Annotated in this window: 20 protein-coding genes; 11 read left to right on the top strand and 9 right to left on the bottom strand. The window is 65.4% G+C overall.

The genetic code is table 11. From position 1 onward, the window contains the following. Positions 1 to 4: 4 nt before the first annotated feature. Positions 5 to 1,357 (bottom strand): agmatinase family protein, encoded by a 1,353-nt coding sequence (locus sphantq_RS14555; protein WP_129925365.1) that lies wholly within the window; start codon positions 1,355 to 1,357, stop codon positions 5 to 7. Then, a complete protein-coding gene (locus tag sphantq_RS14550; protein WP_272798817.1) occupies positions 1,357 to 2,826 on the bottom strand; it encodes an agmatinase family protein in 1,470 nt (489 codons plus the stop codon). Before sphantq_RS14550 ends, sphantq_RS14555 begins: the two co-directional genes overlap by 1 nt. A gap of 325 nt (positions 2,827 to 3,151) precedes the next feature. Here sphantq_RS14550 and sphantq_RS14545 point away from each other — a divergent pair, with 325 nt between their 5' ends. Then, positions 3,152 to 5,533 carry a TonB-dependent receptor gene (locus sphantq_RS14545; protein WP_066600882.1) on the top strand — a complete coding sequence of 794 codons (2,382 nt, stop codon included), beginning with the start codon at positions 3,152 to 3,154 and terminating at the stop codon, positions 5,531 to 5,533. 121 nt (positions 5,534 to 5,654) lie between these two features. On the opposite strand, the gene sphantq_RS14540 is transcribed toward sphantq_RS14545, so the two are convergent. The 6 genes from sphantq_RS14540 to sphantq_RS14515 all read right to left on the bottom strand — a co-directional run bounded on the left by sphantq_RS14540 (position 5,655) and on the right by sphantq_RS14515 (position 12,446). Next, complete coding sequence (locus tag sphantq_RS14540) at positions 5,655 to 7,220, bottom strand: tetratricopeptide repeat-containing sulfotransferase family protein (RefSeq protein ID WP_272798816.1); 1,566 nt, start codon at positions 7,218 to 7,220, stop codon at positions 5,655 to 5,657. Continuing rightward, positions 7,217 to 8,221 carry a HupE/UreJ family protein gene (locus sphantq_RS14535; RefSeq protein WP_272798815.1) on the bottom strand — a complete coding sequence of 335 codons (1,005 nt, stop codon included), beginning with the start codon at positions 8,219 to 8,221 and terminating at the stop codon, positions 7,217 to 7,219. Before sphantq_RS14535 ends, sphantq_RS14540 begins: the two co-directional genes overlap by 4 nt. Further along, positions 8,218 to 9,021, bottom strand: coding sequence for a peptidyl-prolyl cis-trans isomerase (locus sphantq_RS14530; protein WP_165363552.1), 804 nt, complete (start codon positions 9,019 to 9,021; stop codon positions 8,218 to 8,220). The genes sphantq_RS14535 and sphantq_RS14530 overlap by 4 nt, the downstream gene beginning before the upstream one ends. Before the next feature lie 132 nt (positions 9,022 to 9,153). Next, complete coding sequence (locus sphantq_RS14525; RefSeq protein ID WP_272798814.1) at positions 9,154 to 11,337, bottom strand: xanthine dehydrogenase family protein molybdopterin-binding subunit; 2,184 nt, start codon at positions 11,335 to 11,337, stop codon at positions 9,154 to 9,156. Further along, positions 11,334 to 11,804: a (2Fe-2S)-binding protein gene (locus sphantq_RS14520; protein WP_272798813.1), complete on the bottom strand. Its 471-nt coding sequence runs from the start codon at positions 11,802 to 11,804 to the stop codon at positions 11,334 to 11,336. The genes sphantq_RS14525 and sphantq_RS14520 overlap by 4 nt, the downstream gene beginning before the upstream one ends. A gap of 60 nt (positions 11,805 to 11,864) precedes the next feature. Beyond that, complete coding sequence (locus sphantq_RS14515; RefSeq protein WP_129925359.1) at positions 11,865 to 12,446, bottom strand: methylamine utilization protein MauD; 582 nt, start codon at positions 12,444 to 12,446, stop codon at positions 11,865 to 11,867. Between the two features lie 331 nt (positions 12,447 to 12,777). Here sphantq_RS14515 and sphantq_RS14510 point away from each other — a divergent pair, with 331 nt between their 5' ends. From sphantq_RS14510 to sphantq_RS14465, 10 genes are all read left to right on the top strand, one after another. Continuing rightward, positions 12,778 to 14,271, top strand: coding sequence for an agmatinase family protein (locus sphantq_RS14510; RefSeq protein WP_066600868.1), 1,494 nt, complete (start codon positions 12,778 to 12,780; stop codon positions 14,269 to 14,271). A 105-nt stretch (positions 14,272 to 14,376) separates the two neighbouring features. After that, positions 14,377 to 15,234, top strand: a complete 858-nt coding sequence (locus sphantq_RS14505) for an urease accessory protein UreD (RefSeq protein WP_272798812.1) — start codon at positions 14,377 to 14,379, stop codon at positions 15,232 to 15,234. A gap of 4 nt (positions 15,235 to 15,238) precedes the next feature. After that, positions 15,239 to 15,541 (top strand): urease subunit gamma, encoded by a 303-nt coding sequence (locus tag sphantq_RS14500; RefSeq protein ID WP_066600864.1) that lies wholly within the window; start codon positions 15,239 to 15,241, stop codon positions 15,539 to 15,541. After that, positions 15,538 to 15,843: an urease subunit beta gene (locus sphantq_RS14495; protein ID WP_066600862.1), complete on the top strand. Its 306-nt coding sequence runs from the start codon at positions 15,538 to 15,540 to the stop codon at positions 15,841 to 15,843. Before sphantq_RS14500 ends, sphantq_RS14495 begins: the two co-directional genes overlap by 4 nt. 1 nt (position 15,844) lies before the next feature. Continuing rightward, entirely contained in the window at positions 15,845 to 17,557 is a 1,713-nt protein-coding gene (gene ureC, locus sphantq_RS14490) for an urease subunit alpha (RefSeq protein ID WP_272798811.1), read from the top strand. Between the two features lie 79 nt (positions 17,558 to 17,636). Next, complete coding sequence (ureE, locus tag sphantq_RS14485; protein WP_066600859.1) at positions 17,637 to 18,146, top strand: urease accessory protein UreE; 510 nt, start codon at positions 17,637 to 17,639, stop codon at positions 18,144 to 18,146. Beyond that, positions 18,079 to 18,816: an urease accessory protein UreF gene (locus tag sphantq_RS14480; protein WP_272798810.1), complete on the top strand. Its 738-nt coding sequence runs from the start codon at positions 18,079 to 18,081 to the stop codon at positions 18,814 to 18,816. Before ureE ends, sphantq_RS14480 begins: the two co-directional genes overlap by 68 nt. Then, positions 18,813 to 19,457: an urease accessory protein UreG gene (gene ureG / locus sphantq_RS14475; RefSeq protein ID WP_272798809.1), complete on the top strand. Its 645-nt coding sequence runs from the start codon at positions 18,813 to 18,815 to the stop codon at positions 19,455 to 19,457. The genes sphantq_RS14480 and ureG overlap by 4 nt, the downstream gene beginning before the upstream one ends. Beyond that, positions 19,457 to 22,813 carry a hybrid sensor histidine kinase/response regulator gene (locus tag sphantq_RS14470; RefSeq protein WP_272798808.1) on the top strand — a complete coding sequence of 1,119 codons (3,357 nt, stop codon included), beginning with the start codon at positions 19,457 to 19,459 and terminating at the stop codon, positions 22,811 to 22,813. The genes ureG and sphantq_RS14470 overlap by 1 nt, the downstream gene beginning before the upstream one ends. Then, complete coding sequence (locus sphantq_RS14465; RefSeq protein ID WP_129925355.1) at positions 22,810 to 23,730, top strand: response regulator transcription factor; 921 nt, start codon at positions 22,810 to 22,812, stop codon at positions 23,728 to 23,730. Before sphantq_RS14470 ends, sphantq_RS14465 begins: the two co-directional genes overlap by 4 nt. Before the next feature lie 37 nt (positions 23,731 to 23,767). On the opposite strand, the gene sphantq_RS14460 is transcribed toward sphantq_RS14465, so the two are convergent. After that, positions 23,768 to 24,823 (bottom strand): Ldh family oxidoreductase, encoded by a 1,056-nt coding sequence (locus sphantq_RS14460; RefSeq protein WP_272798807.1) that lies wholly within the window; start codon positions 24,821 to 24,823, stop codon positions 23,768 to 23,770. Between the last annotated feature and the right edge of the window lie 83 nt (positions 24,824 to 24,906).

Below are 24,906 nucleotides of genomic sequence, written 5' to 3'. Positions count from 1 at the left end.
TGGTTCAGCGCTTGGCGGTCTGGACCGACGTCGCGCCCGTCTTGCGTATCGCGATGCCGCTCAGGCAGGCGTGCAGGATGTAGTTGGCGCTCATCCGGCTGACATAGGTCGGGTCCAGGATCGGCGCGGCGTCGAGCAGGTCGAAGCCCACCACCTTGGTCTGGGCGCAGATCTGGCGGACCATCGGAATGGCCTCCCGCATCGTTATGCCGCCCGGCACCGGGCGACCGGATGCGGGCGCATCGCCCGGATCGAGCACGCTCATGTCGAAGGAGACGAAGACATTTTCCGGCCCCGTCTTCAGGCCCGCGATCAGATCGGTCGTGACCGCCTGCCAGCCTTTTTCCTGGATCGCCGCCGTCGGCACGATCTTCGCGCCTGCGTCGGTCAATCGCTTCTGCGTCGCCGGGCCAGCATCGCGGCCATGCAGGCCGACCAGCGTCACGTCGCTCCCGCGGAGCAGATTCTGCTCCAGCAGGCGGGTCAGCGTCTGGTTATCGGAAATCAGATGATCGCCGTTCAGTTCGGCATCGGCATGGGCGTCGAACTGGACCAGCGCGACCTTGCCCGCGCCATAGACGTCCACCATCGCGGCGACATCGGGGAACATGATCGTATGGTCGCCGCCGACGATGAAGGGAACGACGCCGACACTGGCCATTTCCGCGATCATGGCGCGGATATGGTCCAGGCCCCGGTCGGGCGCCATATAATCGGGGGTCAGGTCACCATAATCGGCGATCGAGAGGACAAGGCCCGGATCGACCCCGCCATCGGCATCCGCTCCGACCAGGCCATCCATGCCGCGCAGCGCCATCGGCGCATGTTTCGCGTCACGCCAGCCCGACGAGAAGTCGAGCGGCACGCCGACGAAGGCGACCTCCACCTTGCCCGCGACCAGATCTTCCTTGCGGATCGCCACCGGCGCGTCAGCAAAGGTCGGGATACCGCCCTTTTGAAACATATAGCGTTTCAGGCTGAACGGGCCGTCTTCACGCGCCAGCTTGTCGAACATCTTGGGACGAACCGTGGTGCTGGCGTTCCAGCCGCGCGCCTGCGGGTTGAGCGCGATTTCCGCGGGATCGCGGCCTGCCTTATATTTGCTGTCCTCCACCACCGCCATCAGCGCGGTCGCATAGGCATCGACGTCGGCGGCCGGGCGGCCGGCCAGCGCGATCTGCAACTTCTCCGGCGTCAGGCCGAACCGTTCCAGCGTTGCGGGATCGGACAGGAACGCTTTCTTTTCCGGCGAAAGGCTGGCGAGCGGGTCGCTGCCTTGCGCCAGCGCCGGCGCGGCAAGCGTCGCCAAGGCAAGGCAGACGGCAGCGCTGCGCGCCAGCAGGATGGAGCGTGCCATCAGTTCTTCTTCCCATAATAAGCGTCCAGCCCGTGATCGACCGAAACAGGGTTTAGATAGCCGGGCTTCAGACCCTTCTTGCGCATGGCGATGCCGGCCAGGCAGGCGTTCAGCAGGAAATTGCTGTTGAGCGCGGTCTTGTAGCTGGTGTCGAGATAGGGCGCGACTTCAACGATATCGATACCCGCGATGTCGTTCTGGGCGCACAGGTTGCGCATGATCGGCTGCGCTTCGCGCATCGTCAGGCCGCCGGGAACGGGCGTGCCGGTGCCGGGCATAAAAGCGGGGTCCAGCACGTCCACGTCGAAGCTGATCCACAGCTTCTTGGCCTTTTCCCGCGCTTCCTTGAGCGCGCGGGCCATCACCTTGTCCCAGCCCCATTTCTCGACCTCGACCATGGTGTGATAACGCATCCCCTTGTTGCGCATCCAGCCGAAGGTTTCGAGGTCGGGACCACGGGCGCGCAGGCCGACCTGGATATAGTCGCTGCCGCGAACATGGCCTTCGCTGATGACGCGATAGACCGGCTGGCCATGATCGAGCAGATGCACGCGCCCGCGCCCGATATCATAATGGCTGTCGAAGTGGATGACGCTGACATTGCCTTTCCCATGCACGTCGGCGGCTGCCGCGACATTGGGATATTCCAGACTGTGGTCGCCGCCAATGACGATCGGGATCGCTCCGGTCTTGGCAATCTCGCCCACCATGTCGCGCACATGATCGACGCTGCGTTCGGTGCTGTTCTGGTCGATGGCGATGTCGCCATAGTCCACGATCTTGAGCGCGGCATTGGGGTTGATCATCGAATACATGTCGTTGCCGGCCGCGCCGCCGGTCATGCGCATCGCACGCGGCCCGTCGATCGCGTTGCGCCAGCCCGATCCCATGTCGAGCGGCGCGCCGACGATCGCGACGTCCACCTTGCCGGCAACCAGATCGTCCGGTGTCATCGCCGCCGGCGCGCCGGCAAAGGTGGCGAAGCCGCCGCCCCAGCCGCCGACATAGCGGGTCAGTTCGATCGGGCCGGCCGCCCGCTTGGGATCGAGCGCGCCCGATCGCCTCGCCTTCCAGGCGTTGAACCAGGGCGAGCGGGTGTCGAGCGGAATGGCGGCCAGATCGCGCCCGGCCTTATATTCCACCTGCGCGTGGAGCGCCTGCATCGCATCGATATAGGCGCTGATCTCTTCCGGTGTGCCCTTGCGGATGCGGTCGAACAATGCGTCCTTTTCCACATAGCGGCCAGCGACGCCGCTTTTCAGGAAATCGATCTTCGCCTGATCGACACCCGCCAGCTTCGCCTCGACATCCTTGGGCAGCTCCAGCGGCTTGGGCCGACCCATATCATCTTCCAGCGGCGTCTGCATCGCGGGGGTGCCGGCATTGCGATCGGGCACGCCCGCTATCGCAGCGCCCATCGCCGCGATCCCGGCCATGCTCCATCCCGTGATGGCGGTCATTGACGACATGCATAGTCTCCAGCCCCGCAAGCGGGCATAGGCATCAGGACGGGGGCGGAAAATCCGCCTTCGACCCGATGGGTAGGCGGTCCGCCCCCTCGATCCCAATAGGGCGTTTGACGTAGGACCGCGCCATGGCGGGATAGACGGACAAGCTACGTCAAATGCCCCATGTTTGAGTGCCTGCGCGCTCCATAGCCTCTGCGCCATGCCAAAAGCCAAGAGGCGGCAGGCCATGCCGCCCGCCGCGCCATGGCTGCGTCACATGCACGCCATGGCCGATCCAGGCAGAGGATTACGACCGGGGAAGAATTGCAAAAAGAAGGGGAACACCATGTCGTATCGCGCAAAGCTCAAGCTGGGACTATTGTCCGCGACGATCATATCCAGCGCCGCGGCGGCCATGCCCGCCATGGCCCAGACCGCGCCCGCCGCTACAGCGGCCGAAGCGGACGGCGACGTCATCGTCGTCACCGGCACCCGCCGCAGCACCACGCTGATGGAAACGCCGATCAATATTTCGGCCGTGGGCGCCGAGCAGCTGGCCAGCCAGCAGATCGATGACATCCGCGACATCGCCGCCTTTACGCCGGGCATCACCATCACCGATACTGGCCCCTATGGCGCAGCCAACATCGTGATGCGCGGTCTTTCGGCCAGCGACACCAGCTCCACCGGCGGCAACAGCGATACCGCGATCGGCATCTATCTGGGCGATGTGCCGCTCTATGTCGATTACAAGCTGATCGATCTGGAGCGCGTCGAAACGCTGCTCGGCCCACAGGGCACGCTTTACGGTCTGGGTACGCTGGCCGGCGCGATCCGTTATATCCCCAACCGCCCCGATCCGACCCAATTCAGCGGCGAAGTCTATGGCCGCGCCTATGACGTCGCCCATAGCAAGGGCATCGGCTATGTTGGTTACGGCGTGCTCAACGTCCCGATCGTCAAGGACGCGATCGCCTTCCGTACCGTCACCGGCTATTATTACGATCCCGGCTTCATCGATTATCCGTTCATCCTCAAATCGCCCGGCACGTCGCTGCCCCAGCCGGGCAGCGTCGCCAACCCCACCGGCACCGATGCCGACAAGGCGGCGAACTTCGCGGGCCGCAAGGATCTGAACTCCGAAAAGACCTTCACCAGCCGCAACCAACTCGGTTTCACGGGCGCGGATTTCCAGGCCTATTTCACTTACGCCTTCCAGCAGACCAAGACCCAGGGCCGCCAGGCGACCGGTGGCAATGTGATTGGCGAAGGCAGATATGAAGCGCCATGGCGCTCCGCCGAGCCGTCCAAGCGCACCTCGCAGCTCGTTTCGCTCGAAGTGCAGGGCAATATCGCCGACGTGGCGCAGGCGATCTTCGTGTCGGCATACACCAACAAGAAACGCCGCAGCTCGATCGACGTGACCGATCTGCTGCTCGACCTCGACTATGATTACGAACTGTTCCCGGCCTTCTCCGGCTATACCCAGTCGCGTGGCACGGACGAGCAATATAATCAGGAATTGCGGCTGGTTTCCACCCATGGCGGCCCGTTCAGCTGGGTCTTGGGCGGCTTCTGGAATCGGCAGAGCACCAATTCCGACTATCGTGAGATCGTGCCTGGTTACCCGGCTTATGCGGGCATCAATCGGCCCGACGAAGTCGAGTATGCGTCCTATGTAAAGACCAAGCTCGACGAGAAAGCGATCTTCGGCGAAGGCAGCTTCAAGATCACGCCGCAATGGCAGGTGACGGCGGGCATCCGCTATTTCAAATATGCCGCCGACGTGCTGGGCGGCACCGCCTTGCCACTGTTCCAAACTTTTCCTGCGATCAACTTCCGCTCGCGCGCCGGTTCGACCGGCAAGGACGGCACGGTCTGGAAGTTCAACAGCTCCTACAACATCACACCGGACCTGATGGTGTGGGGCACCTATTCGAAGGGCTATCGCATCGGGGGTGTCAATCGCGTCGCGCCCTGCGTCCTGCCGCTGCCGCCTGGCCAGAATCTCTGCGCACTTGAAAACGAACTGTCTTATGGACCGGACGCGGTCAAGAATGCCGAAATCGGCGTTCGCGCCCAGTTGTTCGATCGCAAGCTGTCGATGAGCCTGTCGGCGTTCAAGATCAAATGGAACGGTATCCAGCTGGATGGCCAGACCGCCAATGGCGCGATCGGCATCATCACCAATGGCGGCGCGGCGGAATCGAAGGGCATCGAATTCTCCTTCGATGCGCGGCCGATCCAAGGCCTCTCCATTCGCGGCAACTACAGCTATCTCGACGCGAAGCTGACCGAGGATGTGCCACAGCTTCTGTCAGTCCAGGGCGGCGATCTGGTCGATGTGTTCGCTGGCGACCGCCTGCCGGGTTCGACCAAGAACAGCGGCGCCATCGGCGTCACCTACGATATTCCCATGGGTGACAACGCATTGGTGCTGGGCTGGACCACCACCTACACCGGCGGCATCTACAGCCGTCCGGGCCTGCGTGGCGGTGGCGAGCGTATCCCGGCCTACACAATGAGCCGCGCGAACATCAGCTACAAGACCGACGCCTATGAAATCGGGGTGTTCGCCAACAACATCTTCGACAAATATGCGATCACGGGCATTGGCAACGACCTGACCCGCTATGGCCTGGTCAACGACGGCGTCATCTATCGCGGCTATGCCCAGTCGGTCGCGCAGCCGCGCGTGATCGGCGTCGAAAGCCGCCTGAAGTTCTGATCGCGGTTTACAGGATAGGAGAAGGGCGTCTTCCAGATTGGAAGACGCCCTTTTTTGGTCCCGTCCACGCCGTGCCTGACATACAAAAACGATGTTGGAAAAATCGCCGAGACTGCGCCGTTCAGGCCACGGCGATGCCCTGCGCCACTAGCCAGTCGCGGACCGGGACCAGCGCCCCTTCATGCCGTTTCCAGCGCGCCACCGCATCGGCATTGAGCGGACGGCGCACCTGCGCCGCGCTGGGCGTCGCGACCGCCGCCTTGTTTTCATGGAAGGACAGGCAGGCTGCGTCCCATTCCAGCCCGCAATGGTCCAGCAGGCGGCGCGTCTGGCCCTCCTGATCGGCGACCAATGCTTCATAGGAAAACTGGAGCACCCGGCCGGAAAACAGTCGATCCCACAGCGCCATCAGTCGGTCGAAGCGCGCATAATAGCGCGCAATGTCCATCAGGTCGTAGCTATAGGCGTAATAAGCCGACTGGCTGGCGAAGAGATTCTTATAGTTGCTCCACAGCGTATCCATCGGATGGCGGCGCAGGCAGACGATCTTCGCCTGCGGCAGCGCGTGCAGGATATGGCCGATATAAAGAAAATTGGCCGGCAGCTTGTCGGTAAAGCGCGCCTTCCCGTCGGGCCGATGATGGCTGGCGCGCGTCATATAGGCCTGTCCCATCGCCAGCGGGTCCGCCCCCCCACTCGCCGCGATCGTATCCGGGTCGATCACCAGCCGGGATCGCGTGCCAGACAATTGCTTCACCGCCAGCGGCATCGCCTGCAACTCGCCCGCCGACCCGACTTGGCGGTGGGACGACAGGATGCGATCGACCAAGGTCGTGCCAGTGCGCGGCATACCGGTGACGAAGATCGGCGCAGGATCGTCCAGTCCCGCGCCCCAACCTTTGGGCGCGCCGTCCGCAAACAACCGTTCGATCGCGTCGAAGATCGCCGCATCGGCCGCAAAATCATAGCCGATCGCCTGTTTGTGCGCAGCATTGGCCGCAGCAAGATGGGCGAAAGCGTCGGCGGCGTTCCCTATATCCTCATGGCTCTTGGCCAGCGCATAGCGAATGCGCAGCCTGTCTTCGGACCGCTGCGCTTTCGCCAAGGCCCCCTCCAGTCGCGGCACGTGATTGGCCTGTACGCTCTGCCGCGACAGAATGGCCAGCGCATAATGGACCCGCGCGTCCCCCGGATCGGCGCGCAATATCACCTCATAATGATCCCGCGCCGCATCGACCCGCCCGGTGAAACCGCAGGCGGCAGCAAGATTGTAGCGATAGCTCAGATTATCCGGCTCGGCCGCCACCGCCCCCTCGAACGGCGCAACCGACGCCGCATGATCGCCCAGCCGCGCCAGCACGCAGCCGATCGTATCGAGCGTCAGCGCATCGTCCGGGGCTGCCGCCAACGCATCGCGCGCCGCCCTGCCAGCCTCGCCATCGCGCCGCAGCAGGATGAGCAGGCGCGCATATTGGGCGAGATGCTCGGCCTGCCCGCCCCGCGCCACCGCCTGTTCCAGCATAGGCAGCGCCTTGGCCATCTGCCCCGCTTCGGCCGCCGCCATGCCCAGCAGGAAGAAACCGGCGGGGCGTTCGGGCTGCTCCATCGCCAGGCGTTGCGCCGCCTGCGCCGCAGCGGTCAAATCGCCCCGCGCCAGCGCCGCGCGAGCCAGCGCCTCCAGGCTCATGCCATTCCCAAGGTGAAGCCCGCCACCCGCTCCATCACCCAGAAACAACCGACGATCCCGGCGCCATAAAGCGCGGCCTGCCGCACCCATTGGTCGCGATCGAAGATCGCCGCCAGCTTCAGCGCGCCCAGGACGCAGGCGACGAAGATCAACTGCCCCAGCTCGACGCCCCCGTTGAAGAAGAGCAGCCCCGACAGCCTTTCCTGCGGCGCGACGCCCAGTTCGCGTAGCACCGTCGCAAAGCCCAGCCCATGAAGCAAACCAAAGCCCGCCACGACAGTCAGTTGCCGGCGACGCTTGGCCGGATCGGCCCTGTCCTCCTCTTTCGCGCGGATCGCTTCGCGCGCCATGAACGCGATGGACAGCGCGATCACCGCCTCCACCGGCGGAACCGGCACGGTGACGATGTCGAAGAAGGCCAGCGCCAGGCTGAGCGAATGGCCGATGGTGAAGGTCGTCACCAACCCCAGCAGGAAGTGCCCGCGCGCCAGCAGGCAGAGGCACAGGACGAAGGCCAGATGATCCCAGCCGCCCAATATGTGGACGATGCCCTGTCCCGTATATTCGACCGCGATTTCGGGCAGGGCGCGCGTCCGCGCCGCCGTCTCACCGATCGGCAGCGACAGGCTGTCGCCATCGGGCTGGAGCGCCTGCTGCACCCGCGCGCCGGTGGCGGTGGACAGAAATGTGCCGCCATCGACCGCCCAGGGGGTAACGATCGCATCGTCGCCCCCCAGCGCCCGGTCGCAGGCGATGCCGATCGCATAGCGGGTCATCACCGTTTCGGTCAGCCTCTCCCGGCTGGTTTCGCGGCACCCTTCGGGCAGGCCGAGCGGCTTGTCGCTGGCGAGGACCGACGGGACCGACGCGCTCAATTCGAAACTGCCGGGGTCCGCGCCCTGCTGGATATTGAAATCGCCGACGCGGAACACGTCCGCCTGCGCCGGGGCGGCCAAGCCCAGGAACAGCGTCAGGATCAGCAGCAGGCGACGCACCATCATTGCTCCACCTGGATGCGGTAGGCGCTTTCAAGCTTGCGCACTTCCTTCTCGACCAGCGCGCCGGTTTCCGCGGCCAGATAGTCCTGGCTCACCTGATCGCGCACATCGGTATAGGGCAGCATCGCGGACGGGCCGCGATCGCGCACCCGCGCAAAATGCCAGCCACGGGTCGATTGGAGCGGGCCGATCCACGCCCCGGCCGGCGCCTTTTTCAGCGCATCGGTGAAGGGCTGGCCAAACATCCCGCGCACCATGGATTCGCCGTAGTTGGGCAGGTCGTGGCCCATCCAGAAATCATCGCCCTTGACCGTGCCGCCCGCGCGCAGCGTCGCCAGCATCGCGGGCGCATCCGCCGGCTTCCGCTCGAAAAAGACATGGTCGAGCGACATGCGCGGTTCGGCGCGATAGAGATCGCGATGACCGGCATAATAGCCCATCAACTGGTCTTCGCTCGGTTCGGCAGGCGCGCCCGCGATCATGAAACGGACCCGATCGATCAGCCGCTGCTTGGTGGTCTTGTCGGTCATGTGCATCCCCCGCTCCACCGCTTCGCGGAACAGCAGTTCGTCGGCGACATAATCGTGGATCAGCTTGGCCTTGGCCTGCGCATCGGGCTTCCTGCCCGCCATCATCTCATAATCGTCGGACAGGCTTTTCTGAACCGACAGCGGCACGTCGATCGTCGCGCGACTGGCCGTCACCGCCCAATAGAGCACGAAGATCGCCCCCGACACGACCACAAAGACGAGGAACGGATCGCGCGCCGCCAAAGCGCGCAGCGGGGCAGTCAAACGGCGCATCAGCGCGTGCATCCTTTCACACCCGCCCGATGGAGCGGGCGTTCTTCGCAAAGGTTATGACGATCCTGCGGACTCGTCCACCTACGTCAAATGACGCATGGGTGCAGCCCCCGGCGATAGCAACGAGGCCTATTAAACCAGCATCTCCGCCGTAACCGGCAGGGTGCGGATGCGCTTGCCGGTCGCGGCGTGGATGGCGTTGACCAGGGCGGGGATGACCGGCGGCAGGGCGGGTTCGCCCAGGCCGGTGGGCGGATAATCGGTCTTCACGAACTCCACCACGATCCGCGGCGCATCGGCGATGCGCAGATAGGGGTGGGTATCGTAATTGGCCTGCTCCACCGCGCCGGCGACCTGGGTGATCTGCTGACCGGCCAGCGCCTGACCCAGCCCCTCGATCACAGACCCTTGCGCCTGATGCAGCGCGTTGATCGGGTTGATGATCTGGCTGCCGACATCGCCCGCGACCCAGACGGTCTTCACCTTGGGCATCCCATCGACGATCGCCACTTCCAGCACTTCGGCGAAATAGCCCATATGGCTGTAATAGAAGGCGAAGCCCTTGCCCGTGCCCCTGGGCAGCGCCTTGCGCGTCGCCCAGCCGCCCATGGCGAGCGCCTTTTCGATCACGCCTTGCGCGCGGGCGGTAACGAAGGGCGGCTGGTTGGGGCCGCGCGGCAGTTCCTTTGGATCGCGTAGCAGCTCCAGCATGAGGGTCGGCAGATCCTTGCCCGCCGCCTGCGCGACCTCGTCGAGAAAGGCCTGGGTGACGAAGGCCAGCGCGTTGGAGCCGGGCGCGCGCAGCCAGCCGGTCGGCATGTTGGTGGAAAGGAAACTCTGTTCCAGCAGGACATTGTCGATCAAACCGGCGGGCAGTTCGCTGGCGGACATTTCCGCGGATCGCACCGGCTTGCCATCCTTGCCGAAGGTGACGAAATGATCGTGGAAGGCGGTCAGCTTGCCGCCCTTGTCGAGCGCGGCGCGGAAACCGTGCCAGCCGGCGGGGCGATAGAAATCGCGCTGGATATCCTGCTGCCGGTTCCACAGCAGCTTGACCGGCACGCCCGGCACTTGCGCGGCGATCGACGCCGCCTGCACCATATAATCGTTCATCAGCCGCCGGCCGAAGCCGCCGCCGATGCGGGTGAAGTTGATGCGAATCTTTTCGGGCGGCATGTTCAGCGCCTTGGCCACCAGCCCGCGCCCGCTTTCGGGATTTTGCGTCGGCGCCCAGATTTCAACCGCGCCGTCCTTGAACAAAGCGGTGCAATTTTGTGGCTCTAACGTCCCATGCGCGAGGAAGGGATAGTCATAGTCGGCCGTGACCGTCCTGGCCGCGCTGGCGAAAGCGGCATCGACGTCGCCGGTGCGGACGATGTCGGCATCCGCCTTGCCCTTGCGCTTGGCCGCCGCCTGGCTCGCATAGCTTTCGGTCGAAAAGCCGCTGACCGCGCTGACATCCCAGTCGATCTTGAGCGCGTCGCGCGCCTGGTTGGCGCTCCACCAGCTTTTCGAGAGGATGGCGACGCCATCAAAGCCGGATTCCGGCGTGCCGTCGCCCTTGATCGGCAGCACATGGGCCACGCCGGGCAACGCTTTCACTTCGTCCAGATTGACGGACTTGATCGTGCCGCCGAACGCCGGGCAGGTTTCCAGAACGGCGTAGAGCATGTTCGGCAGCTTGAAATCGATGCCGAACAGCGGCTTGCCCGCGACGATGGCGGGGGTGTCGACGCCCACGACCGACTGGCCGATGATGCGGAAATCGGCGGGGTCCGTCAGCTTGAGCGTCGCCGGATCAGGCGCGGGCAGTTTCGCCGCCGCCGTGGCGAGCGAAGCATAAGTCGCCGACTTGCCTGATTTTGGATCACTGACTGTGCCGCCCGCCGTCTTCAGCGTTTCAGGCGCGACACCCCAGCCCTGCGCCGCCGCCGCGACCAGCATCGCACGCGCCGCTGCGCCCGCCTGTCGCGTAGGCAGCCATTCGCGCGGCGTCGTGCGGCTCCCACCCGCGCTCTGGCCGCCGAAGACCTTGGCGTCGGCATGGGTCTGCTCGATCGTCACCTGGCTCCAGTCGACGCCCAGTTCCTCGGCGATCATCATCGGCAGCATGGTCTTGGCGCCCTGCCCGATCTCCGCATTTTTCGCGCCGATGACGACGCGGTTGTCGGGCAGGATGCGGATGAAGGCGGTCAGGATCACCGGTGTCCCGTCGGCCGCCCGCGCCAGCGGCACGTTGAGGTCGAACAACAACCCGCCGCCCGCCAGCAGCGAAGCGGAGATGAAGCCCCGGCGCGAAAGAGCAGCGGCGCTCATGCCTGCACGTCCTGAATGCCGGCGGCGTCCTTGATCGCGGCGCGGATGCGCACATAGGTGGAGCAGCGGCAGAGGTTGCCCATCATCGCCGCATCGATCTCTTCATCGCTGGGTTTTGGCGTCGTCGCGAGCAAAGCGGTGGCGCTCATGATCTGCCCGGCCTGGCAATAGCCGCATTGCGGCACGTCATGCTTCACCCAGGCGGCGGCGATGCGCGTGCCGGGATCGCCCGTCTGCACGCCTTCGATCGTGGTGATCGCCTTGCCGGCCACATCGCCAAGCGGCGTCTGGCAGGATCGCACCGCGTCGCCGCCGACATGCACCGTGCAGGCGCCGCACAGTCCCGCGCCGCAGCCGAACTTGGTGCCGACCATGTCGAGATCCTCGCGCAGCACCCAGAGCAGGGGCTTGGCGGCGTCGCCATCGACCTGTCGTTTCTGACCATTGACCGTGAAGCTGATCGCCATATGTCTACCCCGTCTCTTTTGCCGCCAATAGAGGCGCATCTGCACGCGTCTGTCCAGTCGTCATGACAGCAGCGATACGACATCCCCGCTGTCGCGCGCGACCGGGCGCGGCTGGACATGGACCAGCAACGCGTCGAGCTGGTCGCGCGCCTCCACCACGCCGCGCGCCAGCAGCCGCCCGCGCGCGTCGATCAGCGCGGCGGACGGTCGGTCGCCGGACCGGAAATCGCGCATCACCTCGGCGCTCATGATGACGTCGGTGTCGCGGATATGATGCTGGCGCAGCATGTCGCCATAATCTTCCGCCCGTCCTTCCCCCAGGAACAGCAGCCGCAGCCGCTTGCGATCGGTCAGCGCCAGCGCATCACGGATCGCGGCGCGGCTGGCCGGGCAATCGGGACGGATGAACAGCAGCAGCAGCGCGCGCCCGTCCGCGCTCGGCCCGCCGATCGTCAGCATGTCCCCGGCCAGGGTCGGCGCGCTGACCACCGGGGCCGCGCCGCCGGGACCGGGCAGGCCCGTACGTTGCGCCATCGGCGTGGCGCGATCCTGCAACAGCCGCACCTGGCGCGCCAGCGCGACCACCGCCACCACCAGCAGGATGACGATGATCCAGAGGAGGAAGAGAGACGCGATCAGCACCAGGCGGTCATGCTCACAGACATTGGAGCATGGCGCTAACCCGGCGATCCGCGCCGCTCGATAGGGCGTTTGACGTAGGGCCTCGGCCGGGCATCCCGCTATGCCGGACGCAGGGTCGTTCGCAGGAACCCTTTGGGCGGCGCAGGCCGCCTCGCAGCAAGCACGCAAAAAGCCTCTCCCATAGCGGCTTGCTCCGGCCCGGACTCCTTACGGGTCCGGGCCGTCATATCGGGGTAAGCGCGCAATGCTACGTCGTTCACCCCATTGCCGCTCCGCCGCCCGCCCCTAGCTTCCGTGACAAAGGTCAGGGGTGTTAAAAGGGGGTAATGCGATGAGGCTGAAACATGCGCTGCTGGGCGCGTTGCTCGCCGCCACGGTGATTTCGTCGGCGGCGGTCGTCGCCCAGAATGACAAGCCCACCGTGCCCGCCGCGCTGGAAGCCAAGATCAAGACACTGTCCAAGGACAAGCGCGATTTCCTGACTTCCGACCCGGCCGAGATGTTCGCCGGCTCCTACGACAAATTGTTCGAGCGGCTGGCGACCAAGACACCGGAAGAAATCAGCGCCTATATCGAGGCGATGATGGACGCGGTGGCAGCATCAAAGTTCAACGCCAAGACCGACATGGCGGCGATCCCGCTCGATACTGACAATGAAAATTTCAACGGCTGGAAGCTGCGTCGTCCCGCTGGACTTGACCCCAAGCGCGAACCGGGGCCGTTTGAACTCAGCTATTACGCCCATGGTCGCGGCGGCGGCGTTTATGGCGGCGGCATCGCGACCTTCGCCGGCGCGCCGGTCGCGATCTTCCCGGAAGATCTGGTCGCGGGCAAGGTCGATGTCGCGATCGTCGGCGCCCCGCTGGACATGGGATCCGGCTATCGCGGGGCCAAGGGCGGGCCGTCCGCGATGCGCACCCAATATGGCGCGGGCGGCATCGACATGTACACGATGGTCGATCCGTCCAAGGAATTGAAGATCGTCGATTATGGCGACATCGCCGTCGACAATATGTCGACCGAGCGCACCGTCGCCCATGTCCGAGAACGGGTCGCCGAAATCGCCCGCACAGGCGCGATCCCCTTCATCGTCGGCGGCGACCATAGCCTGGAATATAGCGATGTCGCAGGGATAGCCGACGTCCATGGCAAGGGCAGTTTCGGCGTCGTCCATTTCGATTCCCACTATGATGCGGGCAAGGGCGGTGTCCATTTCATCACCCATGGCGCCCCTGTCTATCGCGCGGTCAAGGAAGGCCATGTGCTGGGCAAGAATTATATCCAGGTGGGCCTGCGCGGACCATGGCCGGAGAAGGAAGGCTTCGAATGGATGCGCGACAATGGCGTGCGCTACCATGCGATGCCGGAGGTCGAGAAGAATGGATGGGCCGCGACGATGGAACGCGCGCTCAAGGAAGCGCGGGAGAGTGGCAAGAAGCTCTACGTCTCCTTCGACGTGGACGTGCTCGATCCCGCCTTCATCCCCGGCACCGGCACCCCGGTCCCCGGCGGGCTGACGATGCGGGAGGCGATCCCGATCGTGCGCCGTTTGTGCGCGGAAAATGACCTGGTGGGTTTCGAGATCGTCGAACTCGCCCCCGTGCTGGACCCGACCTATCGCAGCGCCTTGAACGCCAATTTCATCATGCACGCCTGCCTGACCGGGGTGGCGATGCGCAAGAAGGGGATCAGGCAGGCGGGCTATCTGTCCGACCTGACGACCGAGCATGGCCAACCCTTTTATGGCGACAAGGCGGCCAAGGACGGCAAGGCGGAGAAGGTCGATCCCGGTTTCGCGCGGGGCGGTCGTCGGCCGACGACCTGATCGGGTTATTGCGAATGAATGCGGAGGGGTAGCTGGCGGACGCGGGCCACCCTTTTCGTTACATACGTCATATGCCCCATGTCGCGACCTGCCTGCGCTAACCACATGTCTTACATGACCGTGCAACGCGCCATCACCGTGCCGCCCAAGTCCCGGCACCAGCGGGTGGACGGGCGCGCCATGGTCGCCTTTTCCCCGCGCGGCGTCCGCGACATGATCCAGGTGGCGCCGGCGCGGCTGCTGTTCCCCGATGGGCGCGAGGGTGATTTTCCCCTGGCCGTCACCGTCACCACCTGCGGCGGCCTGACCGGCGGCGATCGGCTGGCGCTCGACATCATCGTCGATCCCGGCGCGGCGGCGACGATCGTGCCGCAGGCAGCCGAAAAGCTGTACCGCGCGCTGGACGAGGACGAACCGACCCGCATCGACACCCGCATCAGCATCGGCGCGGGCGCCACCTGCGAATGGCTGGCGCAGGAGGCGATATTGTTCGACCGCAGCCGGATGCGGCGCACGCTCGAAGCGGACCTTGCGCCCGACGCGCGGATGCTGGCGATGGAGATGCTGGTGCTGGGGCGCGGCGCGATGGGGGAAATCTATGCCAGCGGCCTGATCCACGACGCCTGGCGCATCCGGTGCGACGGGCGGCTGGTCTGGGCCGACACGCTCCATGTCGAAGGCGATTTCGCAAGCCAGGGCCGCGCGCCCTTCGGCTTCGGCGACGCCACCGCGATCGCCACGCTTGTCTATGCCGGCCCGGACGCAGGCGACTATCTCGACCTGGCGCGCAGCCTGTTCGAAGGACCGGGCAGCGGCGCGACCAGCTTCGACGGCCTGTTGATCCTGCGTCTGACCGCCGCCGATCCGCAGGCGCTGCGCAAGGATGTGATGCGCGCGGCGGGCATATTGCGCGCCGCCATATTCGGACTGTCGCCAACCATGCCAACCATCTGTTACTGCTAGGGCCATGAATCTCACGGGGCGGGAAAAGGACAAGCTGCTGGTCGCGATGGCCGCGATGGTCGCGCGCGGCCGGCTGGCGCGCGGGGTGAAGCTGAACCATCCCGAAGCGATCGCGCTCATCACCGACCATGTGGTGGAGGGCGCACGCGACGGCCAGTCGGTCGCCGCATTGATGGCGAGCGGCGGCCATGTGCTGACCCGTGATCAGGTGATGGAGGGCATAGCCGAGATGATCCACGACATACAGGTCGAGGCGACCTTCCCCGACGGCACGAAGCTGGTCACCGTGCACAGGCCGATCCGGTGATCCCCGGCGAGATCATCCCCGCCAGCGGCGACATATTGCTCAACGAGGGGCGTGTCCCCGTCACCCTCACTATCGCCAATAGCGGCGACCGGCCGATCCAGGTCGGCAGCCATTATCATTTCGCCGAAACCAACCCGGCGCTGGTCTTCGATCGGGCAGCGGCGCGCGGCTATCGGCTCGACATACCGTCGGGCACTGCCGTCCGCTTCGAGCCTGGCCAGACGCGCGACGTGCAGCTCATTCCCTATGCCGGCGACCGGATCGTCATCGGCTTCCGCGGCGATATGATGGGGAAGCTCTGACATGCCCGTAACCATGACCCGCCGCGCCTATGCCGGCATGTTCGGCCCCACGACCGGCGACCGCGTGCGCTTGGGCGATTCCTCCCTCATCATCCGGGTCGAGGAAGACCGGACCATCTATGGCGAGGAAGTGAAGTTCGGCGGCGGCAAGGTGATCCGCGACGGCATGGGGCAAAGCCAGATGAGCCGGGCGGACGGCGCGCCCGACACCGTCATCACCAATGCACTGATCCTGGATCATTGGGGTATCGTGAAGGGCGACGTGGCGATCCGCGACGGCCTGATCGCTGCGATCGGCAAGGCGGGCAACCCGGACGTCCAGCCCGGCGTCACCATTCCCATCGGGCCGGGTACGGAGATCATCGCGGGCGAAGGCCGCATCCTGACCGCGGGCGGGATCGACGCCCATATCCATTTCATCTGCCCCCAGCAGGTGGACGAGGCGCTGAATGCGGGCATCACCACCATGCTGGGCGGCGGCACCGGCCCGGCGCACGGCACGCTGGCGACCACCTGTACGCCCGGCGGCTGGCATATCGGACGCATGTTGCAGGCATTGGAAACCATGCCGATGAATTTCGGCCTGTTCGGCAAGGGCAATGCCAGCCAGCCCCAAGCGCTGGAGGAGATGATCCGCGCGGGCGTCTGCGGCCTCAAGCTGCACGAGGATTGGGGCACGACCCCGGCCGCGATCGATTGCTGCCTGTCGGTCGCCGACGACTATGACATCCAGGTCGCGATCCATACCGACACGCTCAACGAAGCGGGCTTCGTCGAAAGCACGGTCGGCGCGTTCAAGGGGCGCACCATCCACGCCTTCCATACCGAGGGTGCAGGCGGCGGCCATGCGCCCGACATCATCAAGGTCGCGGGCCTGCCCAACGTCCTGCCTTCCTCCACCAACCCGACCCGGCCCTATACCGTCAACACGATCGAGGAACATCTCGACATGCTGATGGTCTGCCACCATCTCGACCCGCGCATCGCCGAGGATGTCGCCTTCGCCGACAGCCGCATCCGCAAGGAGACGATCGCGGCGGAGGATATTCTCCACGATCTGGGCGCCTTTTCGATGATGTCGTCGGACAGCCAGGCGATGGGGCGCGTGGGCGAGACGATCATCCGCTGCTGGCAGAGTGCGGACAAGATGAAGCAGCAACGCGGGTCGCTGGGATCGGACGATGCCAACAGCGACAATTTCCGCGTCAAACGCTACATCGCCAAATATACGATCAACCCGGCGATCGCCCATGGCATCAGCCATATCGTGGGATCAATCGCTGTTGGGAAGCTCGCCGATCTCGTGCTGTGGTCCCCCGCCTTCTTCGCGGTGAAGCCTGACATGGTCATCAAAGGCGGCAGCATCGCGACCGCGCCGATGGGCGACCCGAACGCCAGCATCCCCACGCCCCAGCCGGTCCATTACCGCCCGATGTTCGGCGCCATGGGCCGGGCTGGTGCCCTGTCGTCGCTGCATTTCGTATCGGCGGCGGGAATCGCCGATGGGATTGGCGAACGGCTCCACCTCGCCCGCCCGCTGGAAGCCGTGCGCAACACCCGCAGCGGCATCGGCAAGGCGTCGATGATCCTGAACGACGCGATGCCCGATATTCAGGTCGACCCCGAAACCTATGAAGTCCGCGCCGACGGCGAACTCCTCACCTGCGAACCGGCCAGCGTCCTGCCGTTCGCGCAAAGATATTTCCTGTTCTGATGGGTGCCGCGCCAACCCGATACAGCAATGTGCTCCCGCGCAGGCGGGAGCACATTATAGTCAATTTCGGAGCATCACCATGCTGACCGCCCACACCGTCCTCCCCCACGGCCACTGGTCCGGCCCCGCCGCGGACCATATCATGCTGGATCATGACGCGCGCCACCGCCGCCGCTGGGTCTATACCGCCGATCATGGCACGCTGTTCCTGCTCGACCTCGCCCGCGCAACCGTCCTCAACCATGGCGACGCGGTGCAGCTTTCCGACGGTCGGCTCATTGAAATCCTCGCCGCGCCCGAAGCGCTGGTCGAAGTCACCGCCTCCGATCCGTCCGCGATGATCCGCCTCGCGTGGCATATCGGCAACCGGCATCTGCCCGCCGAACTGCACCCCCACGCGATCCGCCTGCGCGACGATCATGTCATCAACGCGATGCTGGAGGGGCTGGGCGCGACCGTCACCAAAATCCACGCCCCCTTCACCCCCGAAGGCGGCGCCTATTCCGGCGACGGCCACGGTCATGGCCATCATCATCATCACGGCCACGACCACAACCGCGATCACCACCATCACGACCATGCTGGCTGACGCCGCGCTCCACCGCCTGCTCGCCTGGACGTCGCCTTCCTATCCGGTGGGCAGCTTCACCTACAGCCACGGTCTTGAAACAGCGGTGGAGGATGGCCGCATCACGACGGCCGCTCATGTCGCCGCCTATGTCGAAGCGGTGCTGGCGCGCGGCGGCGGCTGGATCGACGCGGTGCTGTTCGTCCACGCCCACCGCGCCGCGCAGGACGATGCCGCCTTCGACGCCCTCTCCGAACTCGCCACCGCCTTTCGCGGCAGCAGCGAGACCGCGCTCGAAAGCCGCCAGCAGGGCGGCTCCTTCCTCTCGGTCACGCGCAAGGCATGGCCCCACCCCGCGCTCGACGCCTTCGCCGCGCGCAATGGCGATCACCCGATCGCCCACGCAACGGTCATGGCGCTCGCCTGCGCCGTCCACGAAATTCCGCTCGAACCGGCGCTGCACGGCTGGCTCCACGCCACCGCCGCCAATCTCGTCTCGGCGGGCGTCCGGCTCGTGCCGCTGGGCCAGACCGATGGCCAACTGGCGCTGGCCGCGCTATCCCACGCCATTCCCGCCATTGCCGCAAAAGCCCTCGCCACCCCGCTCGACAATCTGGGGACCGCCGCCCCGGAACTCGAACTTGCCAGCCTCTCCCACGAAACACTCTATACAAGGTTGTTCCGATCATGAATCCGGTTCTTTCTGGCACCAACGGTCCCCTTCGCGTCGGCATCGGCGGCCCGGTCGGCTCCGGCAAGACCGCGCTGACCGACCGCCTGTGCAAGGCGATGCGCGACCATTACAACATCGCCGCCATCACCAACGACATCTACACCCGCGAGGATGCGGAATTTCTCACCCGCTCCGGAGCGCTGGTGCCCGAACGGATCATGGGCGTGGAAACCGGCGGCTGTCCGCACACCGCGATCCGCGAGGACGCCAGCATCAACCTGGCCGCCGTCGATACGATGAGCCGCAAATTCCCCGGCCTGGAGGTCATCTTCATCGAAAGCGGCGGCGACAATCTGGCCGCCACCTTCAGCCCCGAACTGGCCGACATCACCATCTACGTCATCGACGTGTCGGCCGGTGACAAGATCCCGCGCAAGGGCGGGCCGGGCATCACGAGGTCCGACCTGCTGCTCATCAACAAGATCGACCTCGCCCCGCTGGTGGGCGCGGACTTGGGCGTCATGGACAGGGACGCCAGGAAGATGCGCGGGCAGCGCCCCTTCCTCTTCACCAACCTCAAGGACAATATCGGCCTGCCCGCCGTCATCGACTTCATCGTCGCGACCGGCGGCCTGCGCCCTTATCCCGCCAGCCTCTGATGGACCGCGCCGCCTATGTCCTGCGCGAAAAACGGCTCTACAATAAATGGGTCGCTAGCCAGACATTGGAGGATTATGCCCTGCGCTACACCGCCGACAGCGCACGGCGCTGGTCGGCGGGCCAGGTGGCGGGCACCGCGATCGGCGCGACCGCCTTCCTCGCCTGCGAAGCGATCGGCGCGTCGATCACCCTGACCTACGGCTTCGCCAACAGCGTCGCCGCGATCGCCGCCGCGGTCGCTTTGATGTTCGTTATCGGCCTGCCGATCGCCTATCACGCCGCCAAGCATGGTCTGGACATCGACCTGCTGACGCGCGGCGCGGGCTTTGGCTATCTCGGCTCCACCCTCACCTCGCTCATCTACGCCAGCTTCACCTTCCTGCTCTTTTCGGTCGAAGCGACGATCATGGCGGTCGCCTTGAAAGCCATGACCGGGATGCCGATGAGCCTCGCCTATCTGGCGAGCGCGCTGGTGGTCATCCCCATCGCGCTCTACGGCATGAGCGCCATCACCCGCTTCCAGAACGCGACCCAATGGGTCTGGGTCATGCTACAGGTCGCGCCGATCGCCTATATCCTCTGGTCCGGGCCGGTGGCCTTGACCGAATGGAGCCGCTTCACCGGCCAATTGGGCGCGAAGGACGGCAGCGTCAGCCTGCTCTATTTCGGCTTCGCGCTGTCCACCCTCCTCTCCCTTCTGCCGCAAATCGGGGAGCAGGCCGATTATCTGCGCTTCCTGCCCAGCGCGAAGACGATCGGCAAAGGCAAATGGTGGGCGGCGATGCTGGCGGGCGGGCCTGGCTGGACCTTGATCGGCGGCATGAAACTGCTGCTCGGTTCCTGGCTGGCGCATTTCCTGGTCAAAAGCGCGGCGTTGCAGAGCGAGGCGTCCAGCCCCACCGCGATGTTCCAGGGCATCTATACCGCCATGTCGGGCCATGCCGGCCTGTCGCTGATCCTGACCGGCCTGTTCGTCATCATCTGCCAGTTGAAGATCAACGTCACCAACGCCTATGCCGGATCGATCGCCTGGTCGAATTTCTTCGCCCGGCTGACGCACAGCCATCCCGGCCGCGTCGTCTGGCTGATCTTCAACGTGCTCCTCGCTTTGCTGCTGATGGAGGTCGGCATTTTCGACGCGATCGAAGCGATATTGATCCTCTACGCCACAGTCGCGGCAGGCTGGATCGGGGCGCTGGCCGCGGACCTGATGATCTCCAAGCCGCTGCGCCTGTCGCCCGCCGGGATCGAGTTCAAACGCGCCCATCTGTTCGACATCAACCCGGTCGGCATCGGCGCGATGCTGCTGTCCATTTCGGTGTCCGCCATCGCCCATTTCGGCCTGATGGGCGACATCGCCCGCGCCTTCGCCCCGGTGATCGGCATGGCGGTCGCTTTCACCAGCGCCCCGATCATCGCGCTTATCACCCATGGCCGCTATTATATCGCGCGCCGGTCGCACTGGCCCGAAGGCAGCGATATAAAAACCTGCATCATCTGCGAGAACGCCTTCCAGCACGCCGACATGGCGCATTGCCCGATGTACGCCGCGCCGATCTGCTCGCTCTGCTGCACGCTGGAGGCGCGCTGCCACGACCGGTGCAAGACCGACAGTCGCGCGACGCAACAGGCCGCTCGCTGGCTGGAACGGCTGCTGCCCCGCGCCATCGCCAAACATGTGCATACGCCCGTCGGTCATTTCATCGCCGTCATGAGCATCATCACGCTGGCAAACGGCGCGTTGATGGGCGGCATCGGCTGGCAAGTGGCGCGGGGTGCGCCATCCATCGCCGCGCAGACATCCAGCCTGATGCTGGGCCTGTTCCTGCTCTTTTCGCTGTTCGGCGGGGTCATCGCCTGGATGATCGTGCTGGCACACCAGAGCCGCCGGTCGGCGATGCAGGAAAGCGAGCATCATGTGCAGAAACTGATGGAAGAGGTGATCGCCCATGACGTGACCGGCGCGGAACTGCAACGCGCCAAGGAGGCGGCCGAAGCCGCCAACGCCGCCAAGAGCCGCTATCTGGTCAGCGTCAGCCATGAAATCCGATCCCCGCTCAACAGCATCTACGGCTATGCCCAGCTTATGGAGCGCGGTCACGAGATCGCCCCGATCGAAGCGGCCAAGGTCATTCGCCGCAGCGCCGAGCATCTGACCAATCTGGTCGAAGGGCTGATGGATATCAGCCAGGTCGAAAGCGGCGTGCTGCGCATCAGCAGCGAAACGGTGCGCCTGTCTCCCTTCGTCGATCAGATCGCCAATATGTTCCGCCCGCAGGCGCAGTCCAAGGGAATCGACTTCCTCTACGAGCGGCCCGAAAAACTGCCCGATTTCGTCCGCACGGATCAAAAGCGACTGCGCCAGATCCTGATCAATCTCCTGTCCAACGCGATCAAGTTCACGCGCAGCGGATCGGTCACCTTCCGCGTCCAGTATCGCAGCCAGATGGCCACGTTCGACATCATCGACACCGGCATCGGCATCGCGCCCGATGATCTAAAACGCATTTTCGATCCGTTCGAACGCGGCTCCAATCCCGATGCGCAAAAGCAGAAGGGGATCGGCCTCGGCCTCGCCATCACCCAGGCGCTGGTGCAGATTTTGGGCGGCGACCTGTCCGTGGTCAGCACGGCGGAGAAAGGCACGCAATTCACCGTGCGGCTGATGCTGGGCCATGTCGCGGGCGTGGCCGACAGCCAGCCGGTCGAAACGATCAAGGGCTATGAAGGCGACCGGCGCAAGATATTGCTGATTGACGATGACGCCGTCCAGGTGGCGGTGCTGCGCGGGCTGCTGGAGCCGCTCGACTTCATCGTGTTCGAGGCGCTGAACGGACGCACCGGCATGGAGATCGCCGCACGCGAACAGCCCGACATCGTCCTGCTCGACATCTCCATGCCCGGCGAATCGGGTTGGGACGTGTGCCGGGCGCTGCGCGAGACGCTGGGCGGCGCGGTCCGCATCGTCATGGTGTCGGCCAATGCGCATGAATTTCACCGCGGCGGCGACGGGCGCGCGGCGCATGACATGTTCCTGATGAAGCCGGTCGATCTCGACGCGCTGCTCGATGCAATCGCCGATCAGCTACGCATCCGCTGGACCGGCGACCTGCTGCCGACGCCTGTTCCCGCCATCGAAGACGAAGCGATGCCGCCCCTGCCGGAAGAAGCCGCGCCGATCCTGGCCGATATCGAGCAGAAGGCGATCATCGGCCATGTCCGCGGCATCGAATCCAGCATCCGCACGCTGGAGGAAACCGTGCCCGACGCCGCGCCGCTGACCCGACGCCTCCTCGCCCATCTCGACCGTTTCGACCTCAAGGGGCTGATCAGAACCATAAGGGCCGCCCGATGACCACGCCTTCCCACACCGATACCGTCCTCGTCGTGGACGACACACCCGAATCGCTGCGCTTCCTGACCGACACGCTGGAGGCGGCCAATATCTCCGTGCTGATCGCCACCAGCGGCGACGCGGCGATCGAACTGCTGGACCATGTCGCCCCCGACCTTATCCTGATGGACGCGGTGATGCCGGGGCTGGACGGGTTCGAGACGACGCGCGCGATCAAGCAGATGCCCGCGGGCGCGCCGATTCCGATCATCTTCATGACCGGCCTCACCGAAAGCGAGCATGTCGTCCATGCGCTGGAGGCGGGCGGCGTCGATTATGTGCGCAAACCGATCGTGGTCGAGGAGCTGTTGGCCCGCGTGCGCGTGCATATGGCCAATGCGCGCCAGACCCAGGGCGGCCAGTTCGCGCTCGACGCCACCGGGCGGAACCTGATCGCGGTCGCAACCGACGGGCGGCTGAGCTGGAGCACGCCGGGTGCGGAGAAATTGATGGAGGCGCTGGCGCCGGGCTGGTCGCGCGGCGACGCCGCGCCGCCTGCGCTGCTGCGCAACGCCGTCGGACGGCTGCTGGCCGACGATCTCGCCCCCGGCGCGACGGCGAAGGCGGACAGCGGCCAGGGCGATACGGTCGAACTCATCATCGTCGGGCGACCGCGCCGCGACGAGATATTGATCCGCCTCAACCATATCGACCCGCAGGCCGATATCGGCCGGCTGCAAAGCCATTTCAGCCTGACCCAGCGCGAGGCCGAAGTGCTGCTGTGGATCAGCTACGGCAAGCCCAACCGCGTCATCAGCGAGATATTGGTCATCAGCCCGCGCACGGTGAACAAGCATCTGGAGCAGATTTTCGAGAAACTGGGCGTGGAAACGCGGGCTGCGGCGGCCGCCTTCGCGGTGCGGGTTATCGCGCATTGAGCCCCCTTCTCACCCAGAGAGAGAAGGATATGCAGCCTTAATCGCGCAGCGCGTCAGGCGACGTCGGGAGAGGGGAAGGCGACGTTCCGTTCGCAACAAGCCCCTCCAGCCGCGCCAGCATCTCGGCACGCACCGCCACCCCCACCCGCAACGCTTTCTCCCGCGCGGCGAAACGACGGTCGCCGGGCATCCGCTCCTGCCCCGCCGCCCGCAACGCTTCGACCAGTTGCTCGACCCGCGCCGCAAACCCCGCCGCCGATCCGCCTCGCGCCGGGTCGATCAATATCACACACTCCCCGGTGCAGGGCGTCTGCGCGCCGGGATGCCCCGACCAATCGACCTCATGCGAATAAAGCCCGCCGGTCAGAGCGGCGGCCATGATCTCGATCATCATCGCGATCGCTGCCCCTTTATGCCCGCCAAAGGGCAGCAGCGCGCCGCCATCCAGCACCGCGCGCGGATCGCGGGTCGGCCGCCCCGCCGCATCGACGCCCGCCCCTTCCGGCAGGTCATGCCCCTCGCGCGCGGCGATCTGCACATCGCCATGGGCCAGCACGCTCACCGCCTGGTCGAACACGATGATCTTGCCCCCGCCACGCGGCGCGGCGAAGGCCAGCGGATTGGTGCCATAAACGGGCTTTCCCGCGCCGGGCGGGACCACGACGGCCATGCTGTCCACCATCGCGATCGCAACCAGCCCCGCCTCCGCAAAGGGTTCGACATCGGGCCATAGTGCGGCGAAATGATGCGATCGCCGGATCGCGACGACGCAGGCGCCAGTCGCGCATGCCCTGTCCATCGCCAAGGGCGCGGCAACGGCCAGCGCAGGCTGGGCAAAGCCATTGGCGGCATCGACCCGCAGAAAGGATGCGCCGCCATCCTCCACCACCGGCTCGGCCCGCCCATCGACCCAGCCGCTGCGCAGCGTCGCAACATAACCCGGCATCCGGAATAGCCCATGGCTCATCGCCCCGTCCCGCTCCGCCCCGGCGCAGTTGCGGGCGAGTATATCCGCCACGCCGGGCGACGCGCCGTTGGCGATGAAGATGCGGGTCAGCAGCGCCACCAGCGCGTCGAAATCCATATGGGTCATGGTCACCACCCTCCCCCGCTTTGCCCTGCGGCGCAACGGCCTGCGCGCGACAGGCCATACGTCCTTCGCCCCATTGCCGCCCC

The organism is Sphingobium sp. AntQ-1, assembly GCF_028538045.1.
Taxonomy (GTDB): Bacteria; Pseudomonadota; Alphaproteobacteria; order Sphingomonadales; family Sphingomonadaceae; genus Sphingobium; species Sphingobium cupriresistens.
The sequence above is the reverse complement of the archived record's forward strand: the minus strand, read 5'-3'. Positions and strand labels throughout refer to the sequence as shown.